The sequence below is a fragment of the Bradyrhizobium sp. 190 genome (assembly GCF_023073415.1).
Lineage (GTDB): Bacteria > Pseudomonadota > Alphaproteobacteria > Rhizobiales > Xanthobacteraceae > Bradyrhizobium.
The window spans coordinates 259,311-285,770 of the sequence record NZ_JADPJL010000068.1; the positions used below are offsets into that span (position 1 = coordinate 259,311).

The 26,460-nt window shown below is 63.0% G+C and carries 26 protein-coding genes; 4 read left to right on the forward strand and 22 right to left on the reverse strand.

Going from position 1 to position 26,460, the window contains the following annotated elements:
* Positions 1 to 60: 60 nt before the first annotated feature.
* Together IVB22_RS36315 and ispG are read right to left on the reverse strand one after the other, a co-directional pair.
* The gene (locus tag IVB22_RS36315) at positions 61 to 954 is read right to left on the reverse strand and encodes a TauD/TfdA family dioxygenase (RefSeq protein WP_247521935.1); all 894 of its coding nucleotides are present in this window, start codon (positions 952 to 954) and stop codon (positions 61 to 63) included.
* Between the two features lie 201 nt (positions 955 to 1,155).
* On the reverse strand, positions 1,156 to 2,442 hold the full coding sequence (ispG, locus tag IVB22_RS36320) for a flavodoxin-dependent (E)-4-hydroxy-3-methylbut-2-enyl-diphosphate synthase (RefSeq protein WP_247521936.1): 1,287 nt from the start codon (positions 2,440 to 2,442) through the stop codon (positions 1,156 to 1,158).
* A gap of 264 nt (positions 2,443 to 2,706) precedes the next feature.
* On the opposite strand from ispG, the gene IVB22_RS36325 reads away from it, so the two are divergent.
* The gene (locus IVB22_RS36325) at positions 2,707 to 3,582 is read left to right on the forward strand and encodes a sulfurtransferase (RefSeq protein WP_247521937.1); all 876 of its coding nucleotides are present in this window, start codon (positions 2,707 to 2,709) and stop codon (positions 3,580 to 3,582) included.
* Positions 3,583 to 3,715: 133 nt separating this feature from the next.
* Here the strand turns inward: IVB22_RS36325 and IVB22_RS36330 are convergent, their stop codons facing one another.
* Together IVB22_RS36330 and IVB22_RS36335 are read right to left on the reverse strand one after the other, a co-directional pair.
* Positions 3,716 to 4,654, reverse strand: coding sequence for a DMT family transporter (locus IVB22_RS36330; protein WP_247521938.1), 939 nt, complete (start codon positions 4,652 to 4,654; stop codon positions 3,716 to 3,718).
* Between the two features lie 35 nt (positions 4,655 to 4,689).
* Positions 4,690 to 5,175 (reverse strand): Fur family transcriptional regulator, encoded by a 486-nt coding sequence (locus IVB22_RS36335; protein ID WP_247521939.1) that lies wholly within the window; start codon positions 5,173 to 5,175, stop codon positions 4,690 to 4,692.
* Positions 5,176 to 5,315: 140 nt separating this feature from the next.
* Between IVB22_RS36335 and IVB22_RS36340 the strand changes: the two genes are divergently transcribed.
* The 3 genes from IVB22_RS36340 to IVB22_RS36350 are packed head-to-tail and all read left to right on the forward strand — an operon-like array spanning position 5,316 to position 8,533.
* Positions 5,316 to 5,810 carry a MarR family winged helix-turn-helix transcriptional regulator gene (locus IVB22_RS36340; RefSeq protein WP_247521940.1) on the forward strand — a complete coding sequence of 165 codons (495 nt, stop codon included), beginning with the start codon at positions 5,316 to 5,318 and terminating at the stop codon, positions 5,808 to 5,810.
* Positions 5,803 to 6,972, forward strand: coding sequence for an HlyD family secretion protein (locus tag IVB22_RS36345; protein WP_247521941.1), 1,170 nt, complete (start codon positions 5,803 to 5,805; stop codon positions 6,970 to 6,972). The genes IVB22_RS36340 and IVB22_RS36345 overlap by 8 nt, the downstream gene beginning before the upstream one ends.
* A gap of 4 nt (positions 6,973 to 6,976) precedes the next feature.
* Positions 6,977 to 8,533, forward strand: coding sequence for a DHA2 family efflux MFS transporter permease subunit (locus tag IVB22_RS36350; RefSeq protein WP_247521942.1), 1,557 nt, complete (start codon positions 6,977 to 6,979; stop codon positions 8,531 to 8,533).
* Positions 8,534 to 8,554: 21 nt separating this feature from the next.
* Here the strand turns inward: IVB22_RS36350 and IVB22_RS41490 are convergent, their stop codons facing one another.
* The 18 genes from IVB22_RS41490 to pcaF all read right to left on the reverse strand — a co-directional run bounded on the left by IVB22_RS41490 (position 8,555) and on the right by pcaF (position 26,331).
* Entirely contained in the window at positions 8,555 to 8,680 is a 126-nt protein-coding gene (locus IVB22_RS41490; protein WP_256467507.1) for a hypothetical protein, read from the reverse strand.
* Positions 8,680 to 9,027 (reverse strand): SRPBCC domain-containing protein, encoded by a 348-nt coding sequence (locus IVB22_RS36355; protein ID WP_247521943.1) that lies wholly within the window; start codon positions 9,025 to 9,027, stop codon positions 8,680 to 8,682. The genes IVB22_RS41490 and IVB22_RS36355 overlap by 1 nt, the downstream gene beginning before the upstream one ends.
* Before the next feature lie 11 nt (positions 9,028 to 9,038).
* Positions 9,039 to 9,362: a metalloregulator ArsR/SmtB family transcription factor gene (locus tag IVB22_RS36360; RefSeq protein WP_247521944.1), complete on the reverse strand. Its 324-nt coding sequence runs from the start codon at positions 9,360 to 9,362 to the stop codon at positions 9,039 to 9,041.
* A gap of 76 nt (positions 9,363 to 9,438) precedes the next feature.
* A complete protein-coding gene (locus IVB22_RS36365; protein ID WP_247521945.1) occupies positions 9,439 to 10,251 on the reverse strand; it encodes a sugar phosphate isomerase/epimerase in 813 nt (270 codons plus the stop codon).
* A 295-nt stretch (positions 10,252 to 10,546) separates the two neighbouring features.
* Entirely contained in the window at positions 10,547 to 11,470 is a 924-nt protein-coding gene (locus tag IVB22_RS36370; protein ID WP_247521946.1) for a DMT family transporter, read from the reverse strand.
* 53 nt (positions 11,471 to 11,523) lie between these two features.
* Positions 11,524 to 13,275, reverse strand: a complete 1,752-nt coding sequence (locus IVB22_RS36375) for an FAD-dependent oxidoreductase (protein WP_256467508.1) — start codon at positions 13,273 to 13,275, stop codon at positions 11,524 to 11,526.
* 6 nt (positions 13,276 to 13,281) lie between these two features.
* Positions 13,282 to 15,111 carry a tannase/feruloyl esterase family alpha/beta hydrolase gene (locus IVB22_RS36380; protein WP_247521948.1) on the reverse strand — a complete coding sequence of 610 codons (1,830 nt, stop codon included), beginning with the start codon at positions 15,109 to 15,111 and terminating at the stop codon, positions 13,282 to 13,284.
* 36 nt (positions 15,112 to 15,147) lie between these two features.
* Positions 15,148 to 17,019, reverse strand: coding sequence for a bifunctional sugar phosphate isomerase/epimerase/4-hydroxyphenylpyruvate dioxygenase family protein (locus tag IVB22_RS36385; RefSeq protein WP_247521949.1), 1,872 nt, complete (start codon positions 17,017 to 17,019; stop codon positions 15,148 to 15,150).
* On the reverse strand, positions 17,016 to 17,756 hold the full coding sequence (locus IVB22_RS36390) for an ABC transporter ATP-binding protein (RefSeq protein ID WP_247521950.1): 741 nt from the start codon (positions 17,754 to 17,756) through the stop codon (positions 17,016 to 17,018). Before IVB22_RS36390 ends, IVB22_RS36385 begins: the two co-directional genes overlap by 4 nt.
* Positions 17,753 to 18,511 carry an ABC transporter ATP-binding protein gene (locus IVB22_RS36395; protein ID WP_247521951.1) on the reverse strand — a complete coding sequence of 253 codons (759 nt, stop codon included), beginning with the start codon at positions 18,509 to 18,511 and terminating at the stop codon, positions 17,753 to 17,755. The genes IVB22_RS36390 and IVB22_RS36395 overlap by 4 nt, the downstream gene beginning before the upstream one ends.
* On the reverse strand, positions 18,508 to 19,509 hold the full coding sequence (locus tag IVB22_RS36400) for a branched-chain amino acid ABC transporter permease (RefSeq protein ID WP_247521952.1): 1,002 nt from the start codon (positions 19,507 to 19,509) through the stop codon (positions 18,508 to 18,510). Before IVB22_RS36400 ends, IVB22_RS36395 begins: the two co-directional genes overlap by 4 nt.
* Entirely contained in the window at positions 19,506 to 20,381 is an 876-nt protein-coding gene (locus tag IVB22_RS36405) for a branched-chain amino acid ABC transporter permease (RefSeq protein ID WP_247521953.1), read from the reverse strand. Before IVB22_RS36405 ends, IVB22_RS36400 begins: the two co-directional genes overlap by 4 nt.
* Before the next feature lie 94 nt (positions 20,382 to 20,475).
* Positions 20,476 to 21,612, reverse strand: coding sequence for an ABC transporter substrate-binding protein (locus IVB22_RS36410; protein WP_247521954.1), 1,137 nt, complete (start codon positions 21,610 to 21,612; stop codon positions 20,476 to 20,478).
* A 50-nt stretch (positions 21,613 to 21,662) separates the two neighbouring features.
* Complete coding sequence (locus tag IVB22_RS36415) at positions 21,663 to 22,553, reverse strand: shikimate dehydrogenase (protein WP_247521955.1); 891 nt, start codon at positions 22,551 to 22,553, stop codon at positions 21,663 to 21,665.
* 126 nt (positions 22,554 to 22,679) lie between these two features.
* Positions 22,680 to 23,618 carry a LysR family transcriptional regulator gene (locus IVB22_RS36420; RefSeq protein ID WP_247521956.1) on the reverse strand — a complete coding sequence of 313 codons (939 nt, stop codon included), beginning with the start codon at positions 23,616 to 23,618 and terminating at the stop codon, positions 22,680 to 22,682.
* Between the two features lie 64 nt (positions 23,619 to 23,682).
* The gene (gene pcaG, locus IVB22_RS36425) at positions 23,683 to 24,285 is read right to left on the reverse strand and encodes a protocatechuate 3,4-dioxygenase subunit alpha (RefSeq protein WP_247521957.1); all 603 of its coding nucleotides are present in this window, start codon (positions 24,283 to 24,285) and stop codon (positions 23,683 to 23,685) included.
* The gene (gene pcaH / locus IVB22_RS36430; protein ID WP_247521958.1) at positions 24,286 to 24,987 is read right to left on the reverse strand and encodes a protocatechuate 3,4-dioxygenase subunit beta; all 702 of its coding nucleotides are present in this window, start codon (positions 24,985 to 24,987) and stop codon (positions 24,286 to 24,288) included. It abuts the gene before it with no gap.
* Positions 24,988 to 25,122: 135 nt separating this feature from the next.
* Complete coding sequence (pcaF, locus tag IVB22_RS36435) at positions 25,123 to 26,331, reverse strand: 3-oxoadipyl-CoA thiolase (protein WP_247521959.1); 1,209 nt, start codon at positions 26,329 to 26,331, stop codon at positions 25,123 to 25,125.
* Positions 26,332 to 26,460: the final 129 nt, after the last annotated feature.

A 26,460-nucleotide genomic window follows, 5' to 3' on the forward strand; every position in this document is an offset into this window, starting at 1 on the left:
TCCGATTGTTTTTGCTTTTGGCCAAGCTTGGCGCAGGAGGCGCGAGACGTCAACGCGTCTCTACACCGGCCGCTCCCCCTTCACCGTCACCCGCGTGCCTGACCGGGTGTGCGGCCAGTAGTCCCACATTGCGCGGTGCTGGGCGCAGCGGTTGTCCCAGAATGCGATGGCGTTTTCGGTCCAGCGGAAGCGGCACTGGAACAGCGGGTTTTCCGCGTGCTGGTAGAGATAGGCCAGCATGGCGTCGCTCTCGTCGCGAGGGATACCGACAATAAAGCGGGTGAAGCCACGGTTGACGTAAAGCGCTTTCTTAGCCGTCACCGGATGCGTGCGCACTACCGGGTGTTCCGCACGCGGATATTCCACCCGGTCAGCGACGCCGTAATTGGCATAGAGCCCGCGATAGGTCTGCTCGCCGTCATGCAGCGCGGTGAGACCGTCGAGATAGGTCTTCATCCGGTCCGACAGCGCCTCGTAGGCGGCGTACATGTTCGCGAACAGCGTGTCGCCGCCGCGCGGCGGGCACTGCTTGATGTAGAGGATCGATCCCATCGGCGGCTCGGCGTCGCAGGAGACGTCGGTGTGCCAGCCCTCGCCATTGGCGCGCGGGGAATCCTTGTCGGCGTAGATCTTCATCAGCGCCGGGTCGCCCTCGTTGGGCGCCGCCGGATGCACATGCAATTCGCCGAACTTGCGGCCGAAGGCGAGATGTTGGGCCGCGGTGATGTGCTGGTCGCGGAAGAAGATCACGAGGTTTTCGGCGAGCGCGCGATGGATCTCGTCCATCTGGCGATTGGAGCGCGAATCGTCCGAGACGAGCTTGCCGATATCGACGCCTGAGATTTCCGCACCGATGATCGGGGTGAGTTTCTCGACGCTGATGGTCTCGTAGGGGTCGGTGTCGCCGGATACGTGCCTGTAACGGGGGCCTTGCTTGCCGGACAACGAAGACATGGGCGCTCTCCCAACCGTTCTTGATTAGGACCATCGTAGCTCAGGCGATGACGAGCGCAATGCAATAGGTGTCGTCCCGGCCTTGAGCCGGGACCCATAACCACAGGAGCACGTTGTTGTGAAAGCTGGAGCCACAGCCCGGCATAACCACAGAGTTCTGTGGTTATGGGTCCCCGCTTTCGCGGGGACGACGGAGAAATACTACTCCGCCGCCGTCGTCTCCGGCGCCTTGCTGCCCGCGCCATAGCGCTGGTCGATATAATCGATCACCAGCGCCTTGAAGTCGGCTGCAATGCTCGGCCCACGCAGGGTGCGGAACTTCTTGCCGTCGACGAAGACGGGCGCGGCCGGCGCTTCGCCGGTGCCGGGCAAGGAGATGCCGATATTGGCGTGCTTGGATTCGCCGGGGCCGTTGACGATGCAACCCATGACGGCGACGTTGAGGGTTTCGACGCCGGGATATTGCGTCTTCCAGCCCGGCATTTCCTCGCGGATGAAATCCTGGATCGAGCGCGCCAGTTCCTGGAACGTGGTCGAGGTGGTGCGGCCGCAGCCGGGGCATGCCGCAACCAGCGGCACGAAGGTGCGGAAACCCATGGTCTGCAGTAGTTCCTGTGCGACCTGAACTTCCAGCGTGCGGTCGCCGCCGGGCTCGGGGGTGAGCGAAATACGGATGGTGTCGCCGATGCCGTCCTGCAAGAGGATGCCGAGCGCGGCGGACGACGCCACGATGCCCTTCGATCCCATGCCGGCTTCGGTGAGGCCGAGATGGATCGCGTAATCCGAACGCGAGGCGAGCGTCTGGTAGACCGCGATCAGGTCCTGCACGGCGGAAACTTTTGCCGAAAGAATCATCTTGTTCTTGGGCATGCCGAGCTCTTGCGCCCGCGCCGCCGACAGCAAGGCCGACTGCACCATGGCTTCGCGGGTCACCGCGCGTGCATCGCGCGGGTTCGCAGAAGCCGTGTTCTCGTCCATTAGCTTGGTCAGCAGCTCCTGATCGAGCGAACCCCAATTGGCGCCGATTCGGACCGCCTTGTTGTTCTTGTTCGCGATCTCGATGATGTCGGCGAACTGGGTGTCACGCTTGTTCTTGAAGCCTACATTGCCGGGATTGATGCGGTACTTGTCGAGCGCCTCGGCGCAGGCCGGATAGTCGGCGAGCAGCTTGTGGCCGATATAGTGGAAGTCGCCGATCAGGGGCGTGGTGATGCCGCGCTTGCGCAGGCCATCGCGAATGTGCGGAACGGCGGCGGCGGCCTCGTCGCGGTCGACCGTGATGCGCACCATTTCCGATCCGGCGCGCGACAGTGCCGCGACCTGCGCGATCGTGCCATCGACATCGGCGGTGTCGGTATTGGTCATCGACTGGACGACGATCGGCGCACCCCCGCCGACGGCAACATTGCCGACCATGACCTGGGTGGTTTTATGCCGGGCGCGGGGGCCTGCGACGTCGTCTTGCGGAATTATTTCGGGCTTGTTCATGGGGCCTCGAATATCAGGTTTTGATGACATTCACCAAGGGGGTGGCGAACGGTCTGTGCGCCCCGTCACATGGGGATTTTTACGTTGTACATTCAATAGCTTAGGCCAGCCGCAGCGGCCAAAAGCAAGGCAAAAGACCTCGTCTTCCGTTAACCGCTATATTGGACAGGAATCGCCGAATTGAAAGGGCAAGCGCATTTCCCGGCCGCCTTTTCATAGCCCGATGCGGGCCCTAGCATCAGCTAAAATCGCGGGAGGCCAATCATGTCGGGGCGTAACGGGCTGATCTCTACAGCGGAACTCGCTGATATTCTGGGCCAGGCCGACCTGCGCCTGTTCGACTGCACCACCTACCTCGAACCCGCGCCCGAAGGCCGCAGTCAGCCCTATCTCGCGGTGCCCGGACGGCACACGTTCGAAGCCGGGCATATTCCGGGCGCGGACTTTCTGGATTTGCAGGGCGAGTTCTCTGACTCCAGCACCGAGCTTCGCTTCATGATGCCTGGTGTCGCGCATCTGGAGCAGGCGTTCGGACGTCACGGCGTGTCTAATGAAAGCCAGGTCGTGCTGTACAGCATCGGCACGCCGATGTGGGCGACGCGGTTCTGGTGGATGCTCACATCGCTCGGCTTCGAGAACGTCGCGGTGCTCGACGGCGGCCTGGACAAATGGAAGCTCGAAGGTCGGCCGCTCGAAGCCGGACCGGCGAAGGGATATCCGCCGGCGACCTTCACGGCCAAGCCGAGGGGTGGATTTTTCGTCGACAAGCACCAAACGCTCGCCGCCACCGCCGACCGCAACACCGCCGTCGTCAACGCGCTCGGCCCGCAGTTTCACAAGGGCCTCGAGCCGAGCCGCTACGGCCGGCCCGGCCGCGTACCCGGCAGTTGCAACGTCTCGGCGGCCACGCTGCTCGACCCAAAGACCAAGGCCTTCGTCCCGCTCGCGGAAGCCGAAGCACAATTCAAGGCACAGGGCATTACGAAAGACAAGCGCGTGGTCGCCTACTGCGGCGGCGGCATCTCAGCGACGATCGACTTGTTCCTGCTGCACCAGCTCGGCTACGACAACCTCACCCTCTACGACGGCTCGATGGGCGAATGGGCCAAGGATACGTCGCTGCCGATCGAGACGGGGTAGCACGCAAACTCCGCCCTCTCCTCGTCATTGCGAGCGAAGCGAAGCAATCCATCGCTCCGCGAATGAGGAGAGATGGATTGCTTCGTCGCTTGCGCTCCTCGCAATGACGAACTCGTGGCGGATTCCGATCCGCTTACGCCGGCAGGTTCGGATCCGGCACGACCTTCGGATCCGGCTTGTTCACGAGATAGAGCCCGGCAATGACCAGCAACGCCGCGACACCGAAGGCGATGGTCAGCGTATCGTGCAGGATGAAATAGCTGGCGACGACGCCGAACAGCGGCGTGACGAATGTGAAGGCTGACAGTTTGCTGGCTGAGTAGGTTTTCACCAGCGCAAACCACAACAGGAATGTCAGGCCCACCACCCAGAACGCCTGATAGGCCAGCAGCGACAGCGACAGCGGCCCGGGAACGTGGGTGATGGTTTCGTCCGATATCCATGCGGCAAGCGCGAGAATCGGAATCGATAGCGCCACCTGATAGCCGAGCCCTTTTTCCGCGGGGGCCTTGATCAGCGCGGTGGTCTTGACGATCAGCGTCGTGGTCGCCCAGAGCGCGCCGCCGGCGACGATCAGGAGGTCGCCCAGCAAGACCGTCGCGTCGACATTGGCCTGGGGGACGCCGATCGCCAGCGCGACCCCGGCGAAACTCAGCGCCAGGCCACCCCATTGCGGCGCCCGCAGCCGTTCGCGGAGAAAGACATACGAGCCGAGCGCGACGAAGAATGGCGCCGTATACAGAAACACCACCGCACGCGATGCCGATGTCAGCAGCAGGCCGCGATAGATCAGCACGAATTCGATACCGAAGATCACGCCCGCGCTCACGCCGGGCCACAGGGTGCCGTCACGTTCGAAGAATTTCACGCCGCGGAACCAGCCGATCGCGAGCAACACCGGCAACGCGCCGACAGAGCGGATCAGCGCTTGCAGCATTGGTGGCACGTCCGCCAACACCAGCTTCACCGCGATCTGGTTGAACCCCCAACTCAGGCACAGCATCAGCATCAAGGCGATGGCGCCCGGGGTGAGCGCACGCCCGGCGGACAGGTTTACTGGCTTGGACGACATCTATCCTCGTGGCCGGCCTCGCCGCCGTGTTCTTGTTATTTTTGACAGTGGGCGCAGGTGCCGGCGATTTCGACGACGGAAAGCTTTGGCGCGAATCCGGACGCGCGCGCCGCCGCATTGAGACTTTGCGCCACGGGAGCCGCGGGAATTTCGCCGACGGAGCCGCAATGATCGCAGATCAGGAATGCCACCATAGAGGTCTCGTCATGATCATGCGCGCAGGCGAGGAAAGCGTTGCGGCTTTCGATCCTGTGGACGAGGCCATTTTCCATCAAAAAATCGAGCGCGCGGTAGACCGTGATCGGCGCCGGCCGCGGCATCGATTTGGCGAGTTCGTCGATCACCTCATAGGCGCCGAGCGGCCGGTGGCTCGACAGCAGCGCCTGCAGCACCTGGCGCCGGATCGGCGTGAATTTCTGCGTCCGACGCGCACAGACCTCTTCCGCATGCGCCATCGCTTCCGCAGTGCAGCGGCCGTGATCGTGGTCGGGCGCGGGAAATGTCGGCTTCGTCAGGGTCATATCCCAATTTTGTAGCAGGTTTGAACGCCAATCCCAAAGCCCGTCCGCCGCTTGGTTCCCAGCCATGTGCTGGAAGCGGATCAGGCCATTGTTAACTCGCCATGCGGAATTCATAAGCAAGCTTATTATATCGCAAGCTTATGGAGGCTGAGGTCATGCGCGGTTCCGTGGATATGAACTTCCTGTTCACGCTCGGTGAGGTTCAGCGGATGATGCGCGCCTATGCCGACAGGCAGGCGGCGCGCTACGGCATCACCCGCGCGCAATGGGCGGTTCTGGCCAAGGTCGAGCGAACCGAAGGCCTGAAACAATCGGAACTCGCCGAGCAGATGGAGATGCAGCCGATCACGCTGACGCGGCTGATCGACAAGCTCTGTGACAATGGCTGGATCGAGCGCCGCGGCGACGAGAACGACCGCCGCGTCAACCGCCTTTATCTGCGCAAGGCCGCGCGTCCCTTGCTCGGCAAGCTCGCCGGGCTTCGCTCCGAACTGACGGCGGCCGCGCTCGACGGGATCAATCCTACTGATGCCCACCGCCTGCTCGACCAACTCGACCTGATCAAGGAAAACGTTCGCAGCGCGATCCAGAATCCGGCGAACGAGCCTCCTCGAAAGGAGCAGCGCTATGGCTGATCCCGTTTTGAAATTTCCGCCCGAGCAGAAAGGCGCCCCAGCGACGCCGTCACGGCCGAAGCTCGCCGCCGAGCCACGCCGCCGGCTGATGGCGGGCATGCGCCGCTATCGCCGCTTCCTGCTGCTCGTGGTGTTGCCGCTGGTCGCGCTGGTGGCCGGCGTGACGTTCTATCTCAATGGCGGCCGCTACGTGACCACCGACGACGCCTATGTCGGCGCGCAGAAGGTTCTGATCACGCCTGATATCTCCGGCAAGATCGAGAAGGTCGTGGTGAAAGAGGGCCAGCAGGTTGGTCCGGGCGACGTGCTGTTCGAGATCGATCCCGTCCCGTTCCGCCTCGCTGTGGCGCAGGCCAAGGCCAATCTTGCGCAGGCCAAGGTCACCTATGACAATTTGATCGCCGACCTCAAGATTTACGGCCAGACGAGCGAGCTTTCGCAACAGGGCATGGACCTGAAACGGCGCGACGTCGAACGCAAGTCTTCACTGGTGAAGAACAATTTCGGCTCGCAGCTCGACCTCGACAACGCTTCCACCGCTCTCGTCACCGCGAGCGCGCAGTTCCAGTTGCTGCAGCAGAAGATCGCCACCGCAAAAGCGCAACTGCTCGGCAATCCCGACCTGCCGATCGGCGAATTCCCGCCCTATGCGCAGGCCAAGGCGGCGCTCGACCAGGCCCAGCGCAATCTCGACCACACGATGATGCGCGCGCCGATGTCCGGTATCGCCACGCAGGTCGAGCAGATTCAGCTCGGCCGCTTCGTGACCGCCGGCACGCCGGTATTCAGCATCATCGACACCTCGAATCCGTGGGTCGACGCCAATCCGAAGGAATCCGATTTCACCTATGTCGCGGTCGGCCAGTCCGTCACGCTCGAGGTCGATGCGTTCCCGAACCACCCGTTCAAGGGCACAGTCGGCTCGCTCTCGCCCGGCACCGGCGCGCAGTTCCAGATCCTGCCGCCGCAGAATGCGTCGGGCAATTTCGTCAAGGTGGTGCAGCGCGTTCCGGTGCGGATCTATTTCGACAAGAACGACAAGTACGTCCGCAAGCTGAAAGCCGGCATGAGCGTCTACGCCACGATTGACACCAACCATCGTCGTTCGCTCTCGGCCCTGCTCGGCTTGTCGCCGGCGGTGGCGAACCAGGACCACGAATAACGCCATGACGACGGGCGCACCATCGGCTGCCGTTCCCGGCCTGCGCCGGAACATGGTGACGATCTGCGCCATGACGGCAACGATCATGCAGGCGCTGGATACAACCATCGCCAACGTCGCGCTGCCCTACATGCAGGGCACGCTGTCGGCCTCTCAAGACCAGATCAACTGGGTGCTGACCTCCTACATCGTCGCCGCCGCGATCATGACCGCGCCTGTGGGATGGATCGCCAACCGCTTCGGCCGCAAGCGCATCTTCATCGTCTGCTCGGCCGGCTTCACCATTGCTTCCGTGCTGTGCGGACTGGCGCAGGACATCACCCAGATGGTGGTGTTCCGCCTGCTGCAAGGCGTGTTCGGCGCGGCGCTGGTGCCGCTCTCGCAGGCGGTGATGCTCGACTCCTACGCGCTGCATGAGCGCGCCAAGGCAATGGCGATCTGGGGCATGGGCGTGATGATGGGGCCGATCATGGGACCGTCGCTCGGCGCCTGGCTGACCGAAACCTATTCCTGGCACTGGGTGTTCTTCGTCAACCTGCCGTTCGGCATTTTTACCGTGCTCGGTCTCATGATCTTCATGGACGAGTCCAAAAAGGACCTCAACCTGCGCTTCGACTGGTTCGGCTTCACTGCGCTCGCGATCGCGATCGGCGCGCTGCAGCTCGCGCTCGACCGCGGCGAGCAGCTCGGCTGGCTGGAATCCAACGAGATCATCGCCGAGTTCATCATCGCCGGTATCGGCTTCTACTATTTCCTGGCGCATTCGCTGACGACCGACCGGCCCTTCATCCAGTTCGCGCTGTTCAAGGACAAGAATTTCGTCGCCGGCTGCGTGTTCATGGCCGTGATGGGGCTGGTGCTGTTTTCCACCATGGCCCTTTCCTCGCCGTTCCTGCAGAACGTGATCGGCTATCCCATCATCACCGCCGGGCTTCTGCTGGCGAGCCGCGGCTGCGGCACGTTCGTGGCGATGATGCTGGTCGGCCGCATGATGAACCATATCGAGGCACGAACGCTGATTATCTCAGGCCTCAGCCTGACCGCGGCCTCGCTGTTCTACATGACTGGCTGGACGGACCAGACCGGCGTGACTGAAATCGTGGTCATCAGCGTGATCCAGGGCTTTGGTTTTGGCCTGGTGTTCGTGCCGCTCTCCACGGTGGCGTTCCTGACGCTGCCCAATCATTTGCGCACCGACGGCACCTCGATGCTGACCTTGATGCGCAACGTCGCGAGCTCGGTCGGGATCTCGCTCGTGATCGCGCAACTGACGCAGGGAACGCGCTACAACTACGCCGTCCTGTCGGAGCACATCAATCCGTTCAATCACGCCCTGCAGATGCCCACGGTGAGCGGCCTGATCGATCTCGCGACCGACAAGGGCCGCGCCATGGCTGATATGATGGTCAAGGCGCAGGCGCAGATCATCGCGTTCTCGTATGATTACCAGATGGTGATGATCTTCACCGCCTGCGCGATCCCGCTCGCGATCATGATCGGCTCGACCAAAGCCACCCTGCGCGAGCAGTCGGTCGCGCCGGATCATGCTGTCATGGAGTAGGCCGCCCGCTCGCGGTTTTCGTTACGGCCGCGCCGGCAAGGAAAGTGCGTCAAGCCGCGCGTAGCTCGCTTCCATTCCATCTTCCATGCCGGTCGCCAGCATCGTGGCACGCGTCGCTGCATCAGGCAGCGTCATCCGCATGGTCATCAGCGTGCCGGTGGTGCAAAATTCGTTTCGACATGATTGTCCGGTGTCGGGTCGGGCAGATGCATCCGTTCGACGTGAACGAGCCGGCTGAAGGGCACGGTTTCAATAAACTCTCCGGTCAGGTAGAAGCCGCCTCCCTTGCCGTCGCTCCATTCGTATCGGATCTTGCCGCCGGGGCGCGCCTCGTTGATGCAAACCGGCATCGTCCAGCCTTCCGGACCGAGCAGCCACTTCTGGATCAGCACCGGTTCGGTATGCGCGCGATACACAGCCTCCGGCGTGGCGACGAAGTGCCTGGTGACAACGACGTGCGTGTCGCCTTCGGTCTTAAGCGTCAACTTGCTCATCGGATTGCCTTTCACTCTTCGGTTTTCATGGCGGCCAGAACGTCGTCCAACCGGTTGTAGTTCGCCGTCAGGGTCTTTCGCAGCATGCCGAGCCATTCGTCGATCTCGGCAACGGCCGTCGGCGCCAGCCGGCACGGCCGCTTCGTGCCTTCGACACGCCGGAGGATGAGACCTGCGCCTTCGAGCACCTTGAGGTGTCGGGAGATGGCGGGTTGCGTCATCTCGAACGGCTCCACCAGTTCCATGACGGTTGCCTCACCCAACGCGAGACGCGCGAGGATCGCCCGACGAGTTGGGTCAGCCAGCGCGGAAAAGGCGGCATCGAGGTTTGACATCGTACGTCTCAAATCAGTTATATAACTAACTTATTATATAACCGAAAGCGATTGTCAACCCGAAATCCGGAGGCGATTACCTTGCCGCCGCGACGATGCGCCTCGCCCCTTCTAGCGCGCGCCGGGCCCGCGCCTCAGCACCCACCGTTCGTGCGAGCGTCGCGGTCGGGACCTCGATGCTGATTGCGATATCCGGCGGCATGGCTCGCGCCAGCGAGACAAGATCGAGGCCACCCTCTCCGGGAAACATCCGCTCGTTTCGAGCGGCGTGCATCATTTCCTCTGATGTCGCCGGCCGTTCGGCCGGCGCGTCGCATAATTGCCAATAGTGAAGCTTGCCGGCGGGAATCCTTGCGATGTTATCAACCGAGCTTTGCGACCGGTCGAAATGCAGGGCGTCCACCAGAACCCCGGCATTTGCTTGCGCAACCTGTTCGACAATTCGTCTGGCAGTCTCAAGATCAGGCACGCTCGTCCACGGCATGAACTCGAGATCCGCGGTCAATCCATAAGGCGCAGCAGCCTCGCAAAATCCGGCAAAGCGATCCGCGAACCGGTCCAGGTCGGGATCGTATGCCGCGACCAGAACATGCCTGGCGCGGAGCCGCGCACCCGCCTCGAAAAACGCGGAGAAGGCTGCGATCTGCGTTTCCGGCCGGATGGCGACCACCTCCAGGTCCGCGACAGTCACGCCGGTCGCATCCAGCCGCGCGATGGTTGCGCGCAAGGCCGCGTCATCTTCCATCAGCGGATAGGCAACGCCTCCGGGCATCGCAGGCAGAAGCCGGAGTCCGACGTGGTCGTAGCCGCAGGCGGCGGCGGCGGCGATCAATTCGAGTGGTGCAAGTTCGAGCGCGGTAAGCGCGGCAAGGGAGAACGACGGCTTCATTCGACACTCCCGATGCGAACATCAAGTGAGAAGGTGCGCCGCACCTGGAATACGCGTGTCGCACGAAACCCGCTGGTGGTTACGCGCTCCGTCGTGTGCTCGCGCGTCCGCCAATGGCGATAATCGATCAGGTCTTTTCGCTCAACGTCGCTCCAGATGGGCAGAAAACCTGCTCCGCGCATCGCCTGTCCCTCTGTCATCGGTCGGATTCTACCCCCGCTTGCACATCAGCGTAGCGTTTGGCCGTGATGGCGTCGAATGCATTTCCAGTCACGGCAATCCCGCCGACGTTGCGTTATGGTGGCGAGCCGCTCTGCTTGGCTTGCAGGCTCAACCACATGCCGCCGAGCGACAGCGCGCCGCCGATCAGATGGACCATGGTCGGCGCCTCGCCAAGAAACAGGATCGACAGCACGGCGCTGACGATCGGTCCGAGATAGAGGCTCAACGAAGTCGACACCGCGCCGAACTTCCCGCCGAGATAGGCATAGGCCGAATAGGCAAAAAGGCCGGGGACCAATCCTGCGAAGAGATAGACCAGCGCAGCCCGCCCGCTGAACGCGGTGGCAGGCGCGGACCACATTTCGTGGACTGCGAAGGGCAGCGAGAACAGCGCGCCTGCCGCCGCGAACAAACCGATCCGCGCCAGAAAGCGCACGCCGCTGCCGACACGGTTCTGCAGCAGGGTGTATCCGGCCCAGCCCAGCATCGCCATCAGTGCGAGCAGGTCCCCGACAGCCACGCCTGAACCAATAGCGCCTTGCCCCTTGCTAATGATCAACCCGGCACCCGCCAACGCGAACAGCATGCCGATGATCTGGTTTCGATGGATGGCTTCCTGACCTGATATGAAAGAAAACAACAACACCACGAGCGGCGAGAGCGCCATGATCAGCGCCAGGTTGATCGCCGAAGTCGTAACGCCGGCGACATAGACCGGGCCGCCGCAGATGAACATGCCGAGAAAGCCAGCCGCGACGATGCCGAGCGTCTGCCCATGCAACACGCCGGGCTTTTCCCGCAACGCCATCACGACGGCCGGCAGCAGACCGAGCGCCACGATGCTCCAGCGAAAGAACGCGATCGAGAACGGCGGAACACTTCCGGCAACACCGCGCGCCAGGATCATGTTGGAGACCTGGGCAGTGGCAACCAGAAGAAAGCCGAGCAGGCCCAGCATTTCGCGCGTTGTGTTGGCGGCTTCTTTCGGTTCGATCATACTCAATCCGGTGCTGGCGCCCCTGCCGACGAACCGGAGCCTAACCCGCCAGCTTAGCGGCAGCCATAGCTCGAAGCCTGCTTTGCGTCCCCGTTGCCGCCGATGCGAACATCGAGCGCATCGGACACGGCGATATAGGCAAACGCGATCGCCGGTCCGAGCGTGATCCCCGGTCCGGGGTAGGTTCCGCCCATGATCGACTGCATGTCATTTCCGCAAGCGTAGAGGCCCGCAATCGGCTGATTGCCGACATCGAGAACGCGGGCAGCCTCGTCCGTTACAAGGCCGGACGAGGTGCCGATATCGGAAGGATAAAGCCGGACTGCGTAGAAGGGGGCCGTCGCGATGCGGCCAAGGTTGGGATTGGCTCCGCCCGCTGATGCATCGCCGTTGTGATTTTGATACACCGTGCTTCCCCTGCCAAATTCGGGATCAAGACCAGTTTGCGCATACAGGTTCATCCTGTCGACCGTCTCGCGCAGTTGACCGGGATCGATGTGCAGTCGCAACGCAAGCTGCTCGATGGTATCGGCGGCAGAGAGATAGCCGTCGGCGACAGCAGCTCGGGCGCCCCAGCCACCTGGCCGCACCATGCCAAGACCATACTTCCGGACTGAAACTGCATCCGCGATCAGAAACGCCGGGATGGCCGATTTTCCCTTCGCCAACATCTCCAGCGCAAAGGGGTGATAGGAGATCGCTTCGTTGGCGAACCGACGCCCGTTGCTGTCGACAACCAGCGTCCCCGGTTTGGCGCGGTCGAGCACGAAGTGTGGAAACACCGCTTGTGATCCGTCGCGCCGCCGCCGGATCGATGCGGGCGCCCAGAAAGTAGCGCTGACATCGCGCTCGCTGAGCCGCGCACCGATCTCGAGGGCCTTGTCCTGCGCATCCCCGCTCGAGCCCGGCGCAACGGACGACCAGCCGGCTTCAGTTCCGAGTGCGGCGAGCCGGCGCTCGGCATGGCGATTGAAACCGCCTCCCGCCAAAATCAGCGCGGCGTTGACGCCGATCTCGCGCGATACTCCCTCCGAGGTCAAACGCGCGGCCGTAACGGGACCGTCTGGTTCCCGGACGATCCTTGCGAGCGACGCGCCCGTCAGGATATCCACATTTTGACGCATCAATGAATACAGAAGCCGGCCGACCAGCGCATTGCCCATCACGAGCCGTGTGCCCCTGCCATGGCTCGCTTTGTCGCGCGCGTGGCGCGCAAGGAGCTTGATGGAGTGCCACAACGAATTGGCGGACCTCGTCGACGACAACAGATGACCGATATCGGTCCTGTCGACCATCATTCCGCCAAGCAGCGTGAACTCCGGGAGCGGCGGCCGAACCAGCTTGAACGCCTCGCCAAGCAACCGCCCGTCGAATGGCAACGGCTCCAGCGCGCGCCCGGCGAGCGCCGCACCCTCAAGCTCCGAGCGATAGTCGGGATGACGAACGTAGGCCCGCAATTTCACTTCGGAATGATTTTCCAGAACCTCGATTGCCGCGGGACCCGCTTTCAGGAAGGCCCCGCGCAGCGCAACGTCGGCATGATTTCCGACGATCTGCTGCAGATATTTTTCGACGTTCGCCGCGCTATCGGCCGCCCCGACCGCCGACGCATGGCGCGTATTGGGTATCCAGATCGATCCGGCCGACAGCGCGGAGGTCCCGCCGACAAACCCGGTCTTCTCGACCAGCAGCGTTTTCGCGCCGCGAATGGCGGAAAAAAGCGCGGCCGACATGCCGGCGGCTCCGGCGCCGATTACGACGACGTCGTAATCGGGCGAGACCTCGGATAATCCACGGCGGCGCAAGGACAGCTACCGGCAGCTAAAGCTCGAAGCCTGCTTTGCATCTCCGTTGCCGCTCCACGTCGTCCGCAGCGGATAGACACAGACGGGATAGCTAACGCTATTGTCGCGCGAGGTCAGCAGGATTTCGCCGGGCACGGTGCCCTTCTCGACCCAGTCAACCAATGCCGTGAAGAACTGATCCTGCTCGCGCGTCGGCGTCTGGTTGGCATTACCTGGCAATTTCGGCAGCGGCACGTTGTCGTTCTTGCCTCCGACGGTATAGGCCCGGCCTTGCGAGGAGTGCGCCGAACCCGGCAGGAGATACATCCGCATGAACTTCTGCACCTCGGCATGCCCGCCCATCGTCGCCACCACGCGTTCGTGATAATTGATGTTGCCAGCAGGCGGGATCGCATCGTCGACTAGGCCTGTGTGAACGATGACCTTGCGGCCGAGATCGCGCAGCTTCGCAAGGTCCGCCTTGTCCGTGATGAGGTCGCTGAACAGCGTCGGCTGCAATGCGACGCCCTTGTTCACGGCGTCGGCGAGGCCGGCGTAATCCAGCTCAAGCCATTTGTTGCGTACATTCGTCGAACCGTTTGTGATCGGTTCGCCTGACGCCGTGCTGGCGTCGGGGGCGTAGCTGATATCCTGCAGCGCCAAGGCAACGCCGTAGGAGGACGCACTGGTGATCAGATTCCCGATGGCGGTGCTCTTGGTGAACGTCCACCAGAGCTGGTTCTTGCCGAGAGATTTACCGGAACGCGCTTCCGCGCCCTGCGTGGCATCGAAACTTCCGTCGCTGGTGGCGCCGTACCAGATCCTGTTCAGCGCGTTGGCCTCCTTCAGGCTCATGCAGGTCGCAGCATCGGCATTATTTCCGGTGACACCCTCGCCGGCCTCTCCCGCGCACAGCATGTCGGCGTCGCGTGCGGGATTGTAGTCACAGGCAAAGGGATCGAGCAGGAAGCCGAGGCCCGCCTTGTCGCAGGCGGCAACCGCGCGCTTGTTGGCGGCGGCGACCTTGACGGCAAAGGCCGTGGCCTTCGGCTTGTCCGCCGAGGTGAAACCGAGTTCGGTCTTCATCACGATCTGGGGATAGAGTCCCGCCGTTCCGAATTTCGCGATGCTTAACGCCGGCTGCGCGATCATGTAGCCGTCGTAAAGGTCAGGGTATTCCTGCACGAGCTTCATGCCTTGGCGGCCGCCCTGCGAATGGCCGTCATAGTAGGTATATTTCGGCGCCTTGCCGTAATAGAGGTTGACCAGCGCCTTGGTCTTGACCGCCTGCTCCACCATCGCTCGCACGGAGAAATCACGAAGCGATTCCACGTTGACCTTGCCATTGGATAGAAACGCGAACGAGCCATCCTGATACCAGGGCTGCCCCGCATCCGTCGTACCCGACGCGTAGCCGATATTGGCGTTGATGATCGCCGGCACTTTGCTGCCGATCTTGTCCGCATAGCGATGACCGCCGCCGACCCATCCGCCGCCGCCATAGTTGCGGATGCGCTCGTTCCAGTTGGCCTGCGTCGGCAGCCAGACCTCGATGCCGATACCTTCCGAATAGGAGCGCGCGTTCTTGTCCTTTTCCGCCGTGGCGCCGGGGCCGACCAGCAATTTCACTAGGCAAAGGTCGGCTGCCGCCGTGATGGGCTGCTGCGCATCGATCGCCTTCAGCTCCTCGCCCTTCTTCACCAGCCGGACTGCGATCACCTTTGTGTCGGCGTCGGGATGAAAGGCTGTCTTGATGCCGTCATCGCAGGGAATCGAATCGGCCAACGCCGGCGTCAGATGGCAGCAGGCGGCCAACAGCAGCGCCGCGGAGATATTCGTTCCTCGCGTGATCGACATCGTTTCACTTCCCTTTTGGTTTTCTTGTTGTGCAAGTCACGCCTTGGGCATGGTCAGCGGCCGCGATTCCCGGGTTTGGGCCGCGAGCCTGATCGCGGCGTTGGCGGCGCCGAAGCCGTGATAGTCACGCCGCTCGACGATCTCGAAGAAGAATCGCTCGTCGAAGGCGCGGGTGTAGACCTGGAAGAATTCGCCGTCGCCTTCGCGGTCATAGAGAATCTGGTTGTGGCGAAGCGCGGCCATCATGTCGGGGTCGAGGCCATATTTGGCTTCGATGTCGTCGTAGTAATTGTCGGGAATCCTGAGGAAGTCCGCGCCGCGCGCGCGCATGTCTGCGACTGCGGCGAAGATGTCGCGGCAGGAGAACGCGACGTGCTGCACGCCGGAGCCGAAGAATTCGTGGATGAAGCGGGCCGACAGCGTGCGCGTCGCCGACGAACCGTTGAGCACCACACGCAGGTTTTCGCTACCGTTGATCAACGCCTGGCTCTGCACGAGGCCAACGGGGTCCGCGATCTCCATCTGCGGCAGGCGCTCCAGATCGAGAATGCCGGTGTAGAACAACAGCCACGATAGCATCTCGTCATAGGGCATCGACTGCGAGATATGGTCGACCGCATCGAGTTGGTCGCCGGCCGCATCGCTGCGCAGCGCCTCGAAATCGAGGTCCCAGTTCTTGCCGGCCTCTTCCAGGAAATACAGCAGGCTGCCACCGACGCCGCGGATCGCCGGAATCTCGAGTTCGCCCGGCCCGACCGGCTGGTAGAAGGTCCGCGCCTTCAGCGCTTCCGCGCGCGCCATGGTCCTGGCGGCATCGTCAACATCAATGGCGATGGCGCAGACGCCGGGACCATGCGCGACAAAGTGCGAATGCGCGAAGCCATCAGGCTCGCAATTGATCACGAGATCGATATGGCCCTGCGACCAGCGTTCGACGTCCTTGCTGCGATGCGCGCCGGTCTTGCGAAAACCGAGCTGACCGAACAGCGCGGCGAGGCTGTTGGCTTTTTCTTCACTGACGGCGAACTCGATGAAGCCGACGCCGCGGCTCTTCGCCTTCGGCTGCAGCGGCATCGCCGGAGCGCCCGCCGCGGCGCCGCGGACGTCATCCTCGAGCAGGATGAGGGAGCGCAGCCCATCGGTCGCGGTGCGGACCGCGGAGCCGGCGCGAAACTGGTCGTTGAATATCTCGAGCGACAAAGGCCCGGCATAGCCGGTGGCGAGCACGGCTTCCACGAAAGCCGAGACCGGCAGGTCGCCCTGACCCGGGAAGCAGCGGAAGTGCCGGCTCCAGGACAGCACGTCGAGGCCGAGTTTCGGTGCATCGGCCAGTTGCACCAGAAAGATCTTGTCGGCCGGGATCGATTGGATCGGCATCGTCGGAAACGACGGCGCCAGCGCGTGAAAACTGTCGAGGATGATTCCGATCGATTTGTGGTCGGCGCGCCGCACGATCTCCCAGGCGTCGCGATAATCGTTGACGTGCCGCCCCCAGGCGAGCGCCTCATAGCCGACGCGCAAGCCCCGCGCGGCAGCGCGTTCGCCCAGTTCGCGGAAATCGGCGGCCGCACGGTCGATGCCGCCGAGCGACGCCGGAGAAATACTGCTGCAGATCAGCATCAGATCGGTCTGCAACTCCTGCATCAGGTCGAACTTGCGCTCGGCGCGCGCAAAGGTACGGGTGCGCTGCGGCTCCGGCATGCCTTCGAAATCGCGGAATGGCTGGAAGGCGCAGATCGAAAGCCCGAGATCCCGGCACATCTGGCCGACGTCGCGCGGGCTGCCGCTGAACGACAGCAGATCGTTCTCGAAGATCTCGACGGCATCGAAGCCGGCGGCGGCGATGGCGCGGAGCTTTTCGTCAAGCGCGCCGCTGAGCGACACCGTGGCGATCGAGCGCTTGTTCATGCGGCCGTCTCCGTCATGGCGCCGCCCAGGAACAATTGCCCGATGCGGGGATCGTTCAGCACGCGCTGCGCGGTGTCGACGAGCCGGGTCTGGCCGAGCTCGAGCACGATACCGTAATCGGAAATCTCGAGCGCCGAGCGCGCGTTTTGTTCGATCATCAGGATCGACACGCCGCGGTCGCGCAAATCTTTCAGAATGTTGAAGGTCTGCGCCACCATCAGCGGCGAGAGCCCGATCGACGGCTCGTCGATCAGCACCAGTTGCGGATTGAGCAGGAGCCCGCGGGCGACTTCGAGCTGCTTCTGCTCGCCGCCCGACAATGTGGACGCCTGCTGGGTCGCCTTCTTGCGCAGCACCGGGAACTTGTCGAGCGCCGCCTCTATTCTCGCGGGCAGGTCGGTGATGTCGCGCCCCGCGACGACGGCGCCGAGCTGGATGTTGTCGCGCACGGACAATTCGGGGAAAATATTGCGTCCCTGCGGCACGTAGCAGATGCCTGATGTCAGCAATTCGCGCGGGCTCTGCCCGGTGACGTCGCGCCCTTTGAACACGATCCTGCCTTCGCGGAGCTTCAACAGGCCGAAGATCGCCTTGAACACGGTGGATTTGCCCGCGCCGTTCGGGCCGATCACGGTGGTGATGGAGCCTGCCGGCACCGAAAAACTGGTGCCGTTGAGGATCGTCATCTTGCCGTAGCCGCCGACGAGGCCTTGAACATCCAGGATGGTATCACTCATGGATCGATCCCGCAGTGGCCGAGATAGGCTTCGATGACGGCGGGATTGGCGCGCACTTCGGCCGGCGTGCCCATCGCCAGCAGCTTGCCTTCCGCCATCACCATGACGCGCGTGCACAGCGACATCACGAATTCCATGTTGTGCTCGATGACGACGAAGGTGGCGCGCTTCTCGCGGTTGATCGCCGCCAGCCGCTCCTTGAGATCGCCGAGCATGGTGAGGTTGACGCCGCCGGCCGGTTCATCAAGTAGCACCAGCCGCGGACCGCCCATGAACGCCATAGCAGCGTCAAGCAGCTTCTGCTGGCCGTAAGATAGGCCACCCGCGGCTTCGGTGGCGAGATGGTCGAGCTTGAAGAAGCCGATCATCTGGTCGGCTGCCGCGGATAGTCCGGCGTCGGAAGGACCGAACAACCGCGACATCATGTTGCCCTGATGTTCCTGCCCGGCGAGGATGAGATTTTCCCGCACCGACAGTTTCGGAAACACCTGCAGAAGCTGGAAGGTGCGGCTGACACCGAGGCGATTCAATTCGGACGGCCGCAATCCGGTGACGATCTTGCCGTCGACCTTGACCTCACCATCGGTTGGCGTGAGCTGGCCGAGGATGCAGTTGAACAGCGTGGACTTGCCGCAGCCGTTCGGGCCGATCAGGCCAAGGATCTCACCCTCCTGCACATCGAAGCTGACGCCGTCGACGGCCTTGATGCCGCCAAAGCTCTTTTTGACATTGGTGACTTCGAGAACCGCGGTCATGGCGCGGTCTCCAGCCGGGATTTGGCGACCGCGCGGAGCGCCGACGCTGCTTTGGTGCGGCGCTCGGCCAGATAGCGATCGAGGATGCCGAGGATGCCGGTCGGCGAATAGATCAAGAGCAGCATCACGGCCACCGCGTAGAGCATCAGATAATAACCCTGCGTGAAGCGCAGCCATTCCGGTAGCAGCACCGCGATCATCGCGCCGAGGAACGGCCCGAAGAAGAATCCGGAGCCGCCGACGATGACCATCATCAGCAGATCGAGCGAGAGCGAGAGGTTGAAGGGAACCGGGTCGATATATTGCGTCAGTGGGGCATAGAGCGTGCCGGCGACACCGCCGAGCGCCGATCCGATCGCGAACGCCATCAGTGTATAACGCCGGGTGTCGATGCCGAGCGACAGTGCCCTAACCGGATTTTCGCGCAGCGCCACAAAGGCGCGGCCCCAGGGTGAGCGGATCAGCCACCACATCGCCAGCGAGACGAGCGCAAGTGAGCCGAGGCAGAAATAATAGAACGGCAGCGGCCGGTTGGTGGCGAAGCCCATAACATTGGGCCGCGGAATGTTTGAGATGCCGTAGATGCCCTTGGTGAGCCAGTCCTCATTGCGGAACACCAGAAACGCCAGCGTCGAGAACGCCAGCGTCACGAAGGCAAGGTAATGATGCTGCACGCGCAGCGCGGGATAACCGAGGATCCAGCCGATCGCGAAGCACAGCACGATCGCCACGCCCAGCGCCGCAATCAGCGGCATGCCGCCCTGGGTGGTCATGATCGCCGCCGCATAGGCGCCGATGCCGACGAACGCGCCCTGCGCCAGCGAGACCTGGCCGGCATATCCGAGCGTGAGGTTGAGTCCCATCGCGGCGATCGTCATCACCGCCCACTGGCTCAGGATGTAGAGGCCATAGCGGTTGAAGTTCATCGGCACGATGATCAAGGCCGCGATGACGGCGATGCCGAGCGCGATGCGCAGATATTTCCCAGTGGCGGTCATACTGTGCGCTCCTCGGGCCGGCCGAGCAGGCCCTGCGGACGGAACAGGATGATGACGATCAGGAGGATCAACGGCACGGCGGCACGGTATTGCGTCGACACATAGGCGGCGGCCAGATTGTCCACCACGCCGATCAACAGCCCGCCGGCGATGGCGCCGCGCACCTGGTTAAAGCCGCCAACGATCGCCGCGATGAACGCCGCCTGCCCCAGCACCTCGCCGGAGGAGAATTTCGCCAGATAGATCGGCGTGATCAGCAGCGAAGCCAGCGCCACCAGAAACGCGTTTATCAGGAACGTCATCAGGATCATGCGTTCAACCGGCACGCCGATGATACGGGCGACCGTCGGATTCTGCGCGGTCGCCTGCATCTGGTGGCCGATCGAGGTACGGTTCAGGAGCATGGTCAATCCGATCACCACCGCGATCGCGAGCGCGAGCACACCGAGGCTCTGCAGGGAAACCACCGTGCCGAGGATCGAGACGTCACCGGCCGGCACGATGGAGGGGAACGGCGAGGCTTCGGCGCTGAAGAACTGCTTCACCGCCTCTTTCATGCCGATCGCCAGCGCCATGGTCGCGATCGCCAGCGGCAGCACGCCGTGCCGCAGCATCGGGTCGACCAGCAGCAGCTTGAAGCCGAGCCCCAGCAGCAGCAGCGACAGCAGGATGCCGAGAATGATCGCGAGCCAGAACGGCGCGCCCGCGTGCATCACCGCCAGCATCAGGAACGCCGGCAGCATCACGAATTCGCCCTGCGCGAAATTGATGGTTTGCGACGTCTGCCACAGCAGCGTGAACCCGACCGCGACGAGGGCATAGATCGCCCCGGTCGCAAGGCCTGCCACGAGCAGATCGAGCAGATTGGACATGCTCCTCCCCTCACCCGTCACATGCGGACGGCGTCAAATGATTTCACCATGCTGATCTCGGGGGCGTACGTTCAAGCGCACGCCCCGTCGCGGCTCAGTTCAGTTTCGGCAGCACCTGCTTGACGACCTGCTTGCCGTCGACGATCTCGACCAGGAAGCCCTGGCGATCGATGTCACCCTTCTCGTCGAAAGTCACATCCATCAGGATGCCGGGCTCGCTCGCAGCCTTGATGGTGAGGCCGTGAAGATTGTCGGCGAACGCCTTGGCGTCGACCTTGCCCATCTTCTCGGTGGTGGCCTTGATCATATAGATCGCGAGATAGCCCTTCAGCCCGTTATGATCGGGGACGTAGTTGTACTTCTTGAGGAACTTTTCGCGGAACGCCTTGACCAGATCGACCGGTGCATCGGTGGTGAGGCCGACATGGCCGCGCGCGCCGTTGGCGGCATCGCCGGCGAGTTCGACGACTTTCTGGCCGACGAGCGTGGTCTCGCCCATCAGCGGCACTGATATCGACTGACGCTTCAGCTCCTTCAGCATGCGCGCGCTCTCTTCCTCGTTGAGATAGATGAAGACGGCATCGGGAGATGCGGCCTTGATCTTGCTGACGTCAGCGGCGAAATCGGCCTGGCCGGCTTCGGTCGAGATGTCGGCGGCGACCTTGATATTGTGCTTGGCGAATTCCTTTGTGATGACGTCGCGCCCCCCCTTGCCGAAGTCGTTATTGACCCAGACGATCGCGACCGATTTCGCCTTCAGCTCGTCGTTGATGTATTTGGCGACCTTCGGCATCGAGGATTGCTGGCCGAACGAGGTGCGGAACAGAAACTTGTTGCCGCCCTGAGTCAGTTCAGCGGCCTCGCCGCCCATGATCTGCGCGATGCCGGCTTCGGCGGCGAGCGGCGAAGTGACCTTGACGGAGCCGGAGTAGCCGGGGCCGAGCAGGACGTAGGGTTCATTGTCGAGCGCCTTTTGCACCTGCGCACGCGCGACGCCGGGATTCGACTGCGAATCTGCATGCGTCACTTCGAGCTTGCGGCCAAGAACACCGCCCTTGGTGTTTATCTCCTCGATCGCAAGATCGATGCCGTTTTTCCAGTTGTTGCCGACGGTGGCGCCGCCGCCGGACAGTTCGGCGACATTCGCGAGCTTGATCGGCGCTCCTTGCGCGAATGCGGCTGCGGCCGACACGGTGGCAAGCAGGAGCCCTGCGAAAATTCCAGATCTCATTTCCATCCCCTCTTCTCGTTACGACAAGCGGCCTTGTGACCGGCCGTGTTTTAAGCTGCGTTCACTTTATCGTAGCGCTTGGCCATCACGGCGTCGAATGCATTTCCCATCTCGACGGCCGATGGCTTCAGTCCCGTAAACAGTTCGAATGCGTCCGCGGCCTGATAGATCGCGAGCTCGCGCCCGGTCATCACCTCCGCGCCCTTTGCCTTTGCGGCGTTCAACAGCGGCGTCCATAGCGGCGTGTAGACCGCGTCGGCGACCCACACGCTCTTGTGCAGCAGAGCATCCGGAATGGGCGTGCCGCGGTTCGGTAACATGCCGACCGGCGAGCCGTTGACGGCCCCGGTGGCGCCGCTCATGGCGTCCTCGACGCTTCCGACCACGCTCGTCTTGCCACGCTTCCCGATCTGGCTGGCGAGTTGCGTAGCCTTGGCGCGGTCGGTGTCGAAGATCCTGATCTCGGCGACGCCGATTCCGGCCAGCGCGAAAGCAATCGCCTTGCCGACGCCGCCTGCGCCGATCACGGCAACCGTACTCTGCGCGGGGTCACGGACAAGCTCGGTGATTGCCCGGGCAAATCCTGTGGTGTCGGTGTTATGTCCGATCAGCCTGCCATCGCGGACCACGACGGTGTTGACCGCGCCGATCGCCTGCGCGCCCGGCGACAGTTCGTCGAGCAGGGAGACCACCGCTTCCTTGTAGGGAAAGGTGACGTTAACGCCGGCGAAGCCTAGACGGCGCACCCCGTCCAGCAGTAGCCGCAATTCTTCGGAGGCAGCGCCCGCGACTTCGATCAGCTGATAGTGGCAATGCGCGCCGAGCGCTTCGGCGGCCCGCTCATGCATCGCCGGCGACGCCGAATGCGCGATCGGCGCGCCGATCAGGCCGGTGAGAAAGCGGCGGTCGGCTGGAGCGAGCGGTCGGGCGGCAGGGCTCATGATCTCGTCAGGGGTCCCAATGCGCGTTGGCGGCGGTCGGTTCGGGATACGCCCCGATCCGCCCAGACGATAGCGCTTTGCCGACCTAACACAATTACCCATTTATGCCAGATAGATAACATCATGTTATTTCTTGCGAGGTCTGGAATCAGGCTTTCGCGGCGCCGCCTTGCCCGGTCCTACCGCCCGCATTTCCGAACGCAGACATTCGATGAAATGCTCGATGTGCAGCGACAGCGGCGCGCCGCGTTTCACCGCAATGTAGGTGTCGAACCTGGTCGGCTCGACAATCCTGAGCAATTCGACGCCTGGATAGCCGCCATGGGCGACAGTGAACTGGTCGATCACGGCAATGCCGAGGCCGGCCTTGACCAGCGCACACACCGTCGTGCCGAAGCGTGCGCGGATGGTGATGTCGTAGTCGAGTTTGCTGCGCGCAAATATCTCCGCCATGATCCGCCCATACGGATCGTTCGGATCGATGCCGATCAGGGGATAGCGGATGATTTCGGCGGCCGAGACCTGCTTGCATCCGGCAAGTTCATGCCCCGCCGGCACGATGCAGAACAATTCGCCCGACGCCAGCGGCAGAAAGTCGAGGCCGGGATGCTCGAGCCGATAACTCATGGCGACGCAATCGCCGCGGCCAAGCAGCAGATAATCGACGGCCTCCTCGATCTTGAGGATGTTGATGTCGATCCGCAGCTCCGGATAGCGGCGCCGCACCCGTTCGATCGCGCGCGGCACCATGACCTGCGAGATGCTGGGTACGGAGCCGATACGCAGCTCGGACAGATCGCCGCGTCCGATCTTTGAGATGATCTCGGAGAGATCGTCCATCTTCTCGTAGACGCCGTTGATCTGCTCGAAGATGTTGCGGGCTTCCGCCGTCGGGAAATAGCGCCCGTTCTGACGCTGGAAGAAGCGGACGCCCAGCGATTTCTCGGTGTATTTCACCAGCCGGCTGATGCCGGGCGCCGACACGTTCAGCAGTCTCGCAGCTCCGCCGATCGTGCCGGTCACCATCACGGCGCGGATCACCTCGACCTGGCGAAGCGTCATCATGTGCGAAGTCTTGCCTGTCGGAAGTCTTGCCTGTCGCTTGGCTGCGGCTGCGATGTGAATGCAGCTACACGTCGAAGAACACCGTCTCTTTGTCGCCCTGCAGATGGATGTCGAAACGATAGACGGCATTGCCGCCCGGCTGGCGCGTCGCGATCAGCGTGGCGCGGCGATCGGCCGGCACCAGCGCCAGTACGGGATCTGACGCATTGGCGGCCTCGCCGTCAAAATAGATCCGCGAATAATTGTGCAGCAGCATGCCGCGCGCGAACACGGCGAGCATGATATGCGGCGCCTGCGGCTTGCCGTCGGGATCGGCGACCTGCCCCGGCTTGATGGTGTCGAAGGCGTAACCGCCCTTCGCATCGGTCCCGATGCGGCCGAATCCTTTGAATGACGTATTGGGCAGCGCCCGCTTGTCCTGCGGGTCGGAGAAGCGCCCTTGCGCGTCGGCCTGCCAGATCTCCAGCATGCAATCCGGCACGACCGCGCCGTCGCCGTCGAACACCTGACCCTCGATGCGAATGCGCTCGCCCGACGTATCCGCCGTCACGAGATTGTTGGTGAACGCGTCGTTCCAGTCGTATTTGCCGTTCGAGGTCAGGCCGTAGGCGAAATACGGACCGACGGTCTGCGACGGGGTGACCCCGTCTGGCTTGGGCTGTTGCACTTACTTTTTCTCCATCGGCGTGGCGTTGCGCCCGCGCAGCACAATGTTGAAGCGGTAGCACAGCGCCCAATCCGGCTTTGTGTTCTCCAGATCGAACGCGGAAATCATCCGGTTGCGCGCCTTCTCGTCGGTGACCGAATTGAAGATCGGATCGAACGGAAACAAGGGATCGCCGGGGAAATACATCTGCGTGACGAGACGCGACACGAACGAGTGACCGAACACCGAGAAGTGGATGTGGGCCGGCCGCCAGGCGTTGTGGTGATTGCCCCAGGGGTAGGCGCCGGGCTTGATAGTGACGAAGCGGTAATAGCCTTGGGCGTCGGATTGCGCACGGCCTGCACCAGTGAAATTCGGATCGAGCGGCGCGGGATGCTGGTCGACGACGTGCACATAACGGCCGCAGGCATTGGCCTGCCAGAGTTCGACCAGCGTGTTCGGCACGCCGCGACCGTCTTCGTCGAGCACATGGCCGTGCACGATGATGCGCTCGCCGAGCGGCTCGCTTTTGCCCTGAATGGTGAGATCGTGATCGTTCTCGCGCACCGTCTCGTGGCCGTAGACCGGCCCGGTCAATTCCGACAGCGTATGCCGCATCGGAATCAGCGGCTTGGAGGGCGAGCGCTTGACCGTGCTCTTGTAGGCGGGGGACAGCCGCGGCGGATGCGCCGCGAGACTTTGCACTGGATAGACCAATGTCATGACGTATCCTTCCCTCGCCTTGCGCTCGCAGCGCAAAATTGCTTTGCAATTTTGTCGCTCAGCCGCGCCGCCGGATCATTATATGACATAACTAATTTGGGAAAGGCCTGTTTTTGGCCTTCCCAAACCGTTGGCTTAATTCACCTTTTCGATCGCGACCGCGACGCCCTGGCCGACGCCGACGCACATGGTTGCCAAGGCAAGCTTCCCGCCCCGCTTCTCCATGCCGTGTACTGCCGTCAACGCCAGCCGTGCGCCGCTCATGCCGAGCGGATGGCCGAGTGCGATCGCGCCGCCGTGCGGGTTGACGAAATCGGCGTCGTCCTGGACGCCCAATTGCCGGAGGCAGGCTATGCCCTGCGAGGCGAAGGCTTCGTTGAGCTCAATCAAATCGAAGTCGCTGATCTTGATGCCGAGCCGCTCCATCAGCTTCCTGGTGGCTGGCACCGGGCCGATGCCCATGATGCGCGGCGGCACCGCGGCGGATGCCAGCCCCAGGATGCGCGCCCGCGGCGTCAGCCCGTGCTTCTTCACGGCGGCCTCGGACGCCAGGATCATCGCGGCCGCGCCGTCATTGACGCCAGACGCGTTGCCCGCTGTCACCGTGCCGGGATTGCGCACGATCGGCTTCAGCTTGGTGAGACCTTCCAGCGTGGTTTCGGGACGCGGATGCTCGTCCTTGTCGACGGTGATCGGGCCGGCCTTGCCGCCGGGAACAGACACGGGCGTGATTTCCTCGGCGAAATAACCGGCCGCGATCGCGGCACCCGCGCGCTGCTGCGAGCGGATCGCCATCGCATCCTGGTCGGCGCGCGACACCTGGAATTCCTCGGCGACGTTCTCGCCGGTCTCCGGCATCGCATCGACGCCGTACTGCGCCTTCATCAGCGGGTTAATGAAGCGCCAGCCGATGGTGGTGTCATAGATCTCCGCCGAGCGCGCGAACGCTTCCGGCGCCTTGCCCATCACGAACGGCGCCCGCGTCATGGATTCGACACCGCCGGCAATCGCGAAATCGATTTCGCCTGATCGAATCGCCCGGCCTGCGGCGCCGACCGCATCGAGGCCCGATGCGCACAGGCGATTGAGGGTCTGGCCGGGAACCGATTCCGGAATGCCCGCCAGCAACAGTGCCATCCGCGCCACGTTGCGGTTGTCCTCGCCGGCCTGGTTGGCGCAGCCGAAAAACACCTCATCCACCTGCGCCCAGTCGAGATTGGGATGCTTCGCCATCAGCGCCTTGATCGGAACGGCGGCCAGATCGTCGGCGCGCACCTTGGCGAGCGCGCCGCCGAAGCGGCCGATTGGGGTCCGGACGGCATCGCAAATGAACACATCACGCATTGAATCTCTCCCTGAATGCCGGCCTTTAGGCGTTGAGCCCTATGGAACTGATGGCGAGTTTTAGGAGCGTGCCCGCGACAGGTCAATTGAGGCGTCATTCCCGGGTGGTGCTTTCGCGGGATGTCCGTC

What these genes read in the sequence shown, in the direction of transcription:
- pcaH (WP_247521958.1), bottom strand. Translation starts at nt 24,987, where the DNA reads ATGACATTGGTCTATCCAGTGCAAAGTCTCGCGGCGCATCCGCCGCGG.
- IVB22_RS36400 (WP_247521952.1), bottom strand. Translation starts at nt 19,509, where the DNA reads ATGACCGCCACTGGGAAATATCTGCGCATCGCGCTCGGCATCGCCGTC.
- IVB22_RS36335 (WP_247521939.1), bottom strand. Translation starts at nt 5,175, where the DNA reads ATGACCCTGACGAAGCCGACATTTCCCGCGCCCGACCACGATCACGGC.
- IVB22_RS36415 (WP_247521955.1), bottom strand. Translation starts at nt 22,553, where the DNA reads ATGAGCCCTGCCGCCCGACCGCTCGCTCCAGCCGACCGCCGCTTTCTC.
- IVB22_RS36325 (WP_247521937.1), top strand. Translation starts at nt 2,707, where the DNA reads ATGTCGGGGCGTAACGGGCTGATCTCTACAGCGGAACTCGCTGATATT.
- IVB22_RS36365 (WP_247521945.1), bottom strand. Translation starts at nt 10,251, where the DNA reads ATGAAGCCGTCGTTCTCCCTTGCCGCGCTTACCGCGCTCGAACTTGCA.
- IVB22_RS36380 (WP_247521948.1), bottom strand. Translation starts at nt 15,111, where the DNA reads ATGTCGATCACGCGAGGAACGAATATCTCCGCGGCGCTGCTGTTGGCC.
- IVB22_RS36370 (WP_247521946.1), bottom strand. Translation starts at nt 11,470, where the DNA reads ATGATCGAACCGAAAGAAGCCGCCAACACAACGCGCGAAATGCTGGGC.
- IVB22_RS36410 (WP_247521954.1), bottom strand. Translation starts at nt 21,612, where the DNA reads ATGAGATCTGGAATTTTCGCAGGGCTCCTGCTTGCCACCGTGTCGGCC.
- IVB22_RS36330 (WP_247521938.1), bottom strand. Translation starts at nt 4,654, where the DNA reads ATGTCGTCCAAGCCAGTAAACCTGTCCGCCGGGCGTGCGCTCACCCCG.
- IVB22_RS36385 (WP_247521949.1), bottom strand. Translation starts at nt 17,019, where the DNA reads ATGAACAAGCGCTCGATCGCCACGGTGTCGCTCAGCGGCGCGCTTGAC.
- IVB22_RS36360 (WP_247521944.1), bottom strand. Translation starts at nt 9,362, where the DNA reads ATGTCAAACCTCGATGCCGCCTTTTCCGCGCTGGCTGACCCAACTCGT.
- IVB22_RS36355 (WP_247521943.1), bottom strand. Translation starts at nt 9,027, where the DNA reads ATGAGCAAGTTGACGCTTAAGACCGAAGGCGACACGCACGTCGTTGTC.
- IVB22_RS36420 (WP_247521956.1), bottom strand. Translation starts at nt 23,618, where the DNA reads ATGATGACGCTTCGCCAGGTCGAGGTGATCCGCGCCGTGATGGTGACC.
- IVB22_RS36395 (WP_247521951.1), bottom strand. Translation starts at nt 18,511, where the DNA reads ATGACCGCGGTTCTCGAAGTCACCAATGTCAAAAAGAGCTTTGGCGGC.
- IVB22_RS36345 (WP_247521941.1), top strand. Translation starts at nt 5,803, where the DNA reads ATGGCTGATCCCGTTTTGAAATTTCCGCCCGAGCAGAAAGGCGCCCCA.
- ispG (WP_247521936.1), bottom strand. Translation starts at nt 2,442, where the DNA reads ATGAACAAGCCCGAAATAATTCCGCAAGACGACGTCGCAGGCCCCCGC.
- IVB22_RS41490 (WP_256467507.1), bottom strand. Translation starts at nt 8,680, where the DNA reads ATGACCATGCGGATGACGCTGCCTGATGCAGCGACGCGTGCCACGATG.
- IVB22_RS36350 (WP_247521942.1), top strand. Translation starts at nt 6,977, where the DNA reads ATGACGACGGGCGCACCATCGGCTGCCGTTCCCGGCCTGCGCCGGAAC.
- IVB22_RS36405 (WP_247521953.1), bottom strand. Translation starts at nt 20,381, where the DNA reads ATGTCCAATCTGCTCGATCTGCTCGTGGCAGGCCTTGCGACCGGGGCG.
- IVB22_RS36315 (WP_247521935.1), bottom strand. Translation starts at nt 954, where the DNA reads ATGTCTTCGTTGTCCGGCAAGCAAGGCCCCCGTTACAGGCACGTATCC.
- IVB22_RS36390 (WP_247521950.1), bottom strand. Translation starts at nt 17,756, where the DNA reads ATGAGTGATACCATCCTGGATGTTCAAGGCCTCGTCGGCGGCTACGGC.
- IVB22_RS36340 (WP_247521940.1), top strand. Translation starts at nt 5,316, where the DNA reads ATGGAGGCTGAGGTCATGCGCGGTTCCGTGGATATGAACTTCCTGTTC.
- pcaF (WP_247521959.1), bottom strand. Translation starts at nt 26,331, where the DNA reads ATGCGTGATGTGTTCATTTGCGATGCCGTCCGGACCCCAATCGGCCGC.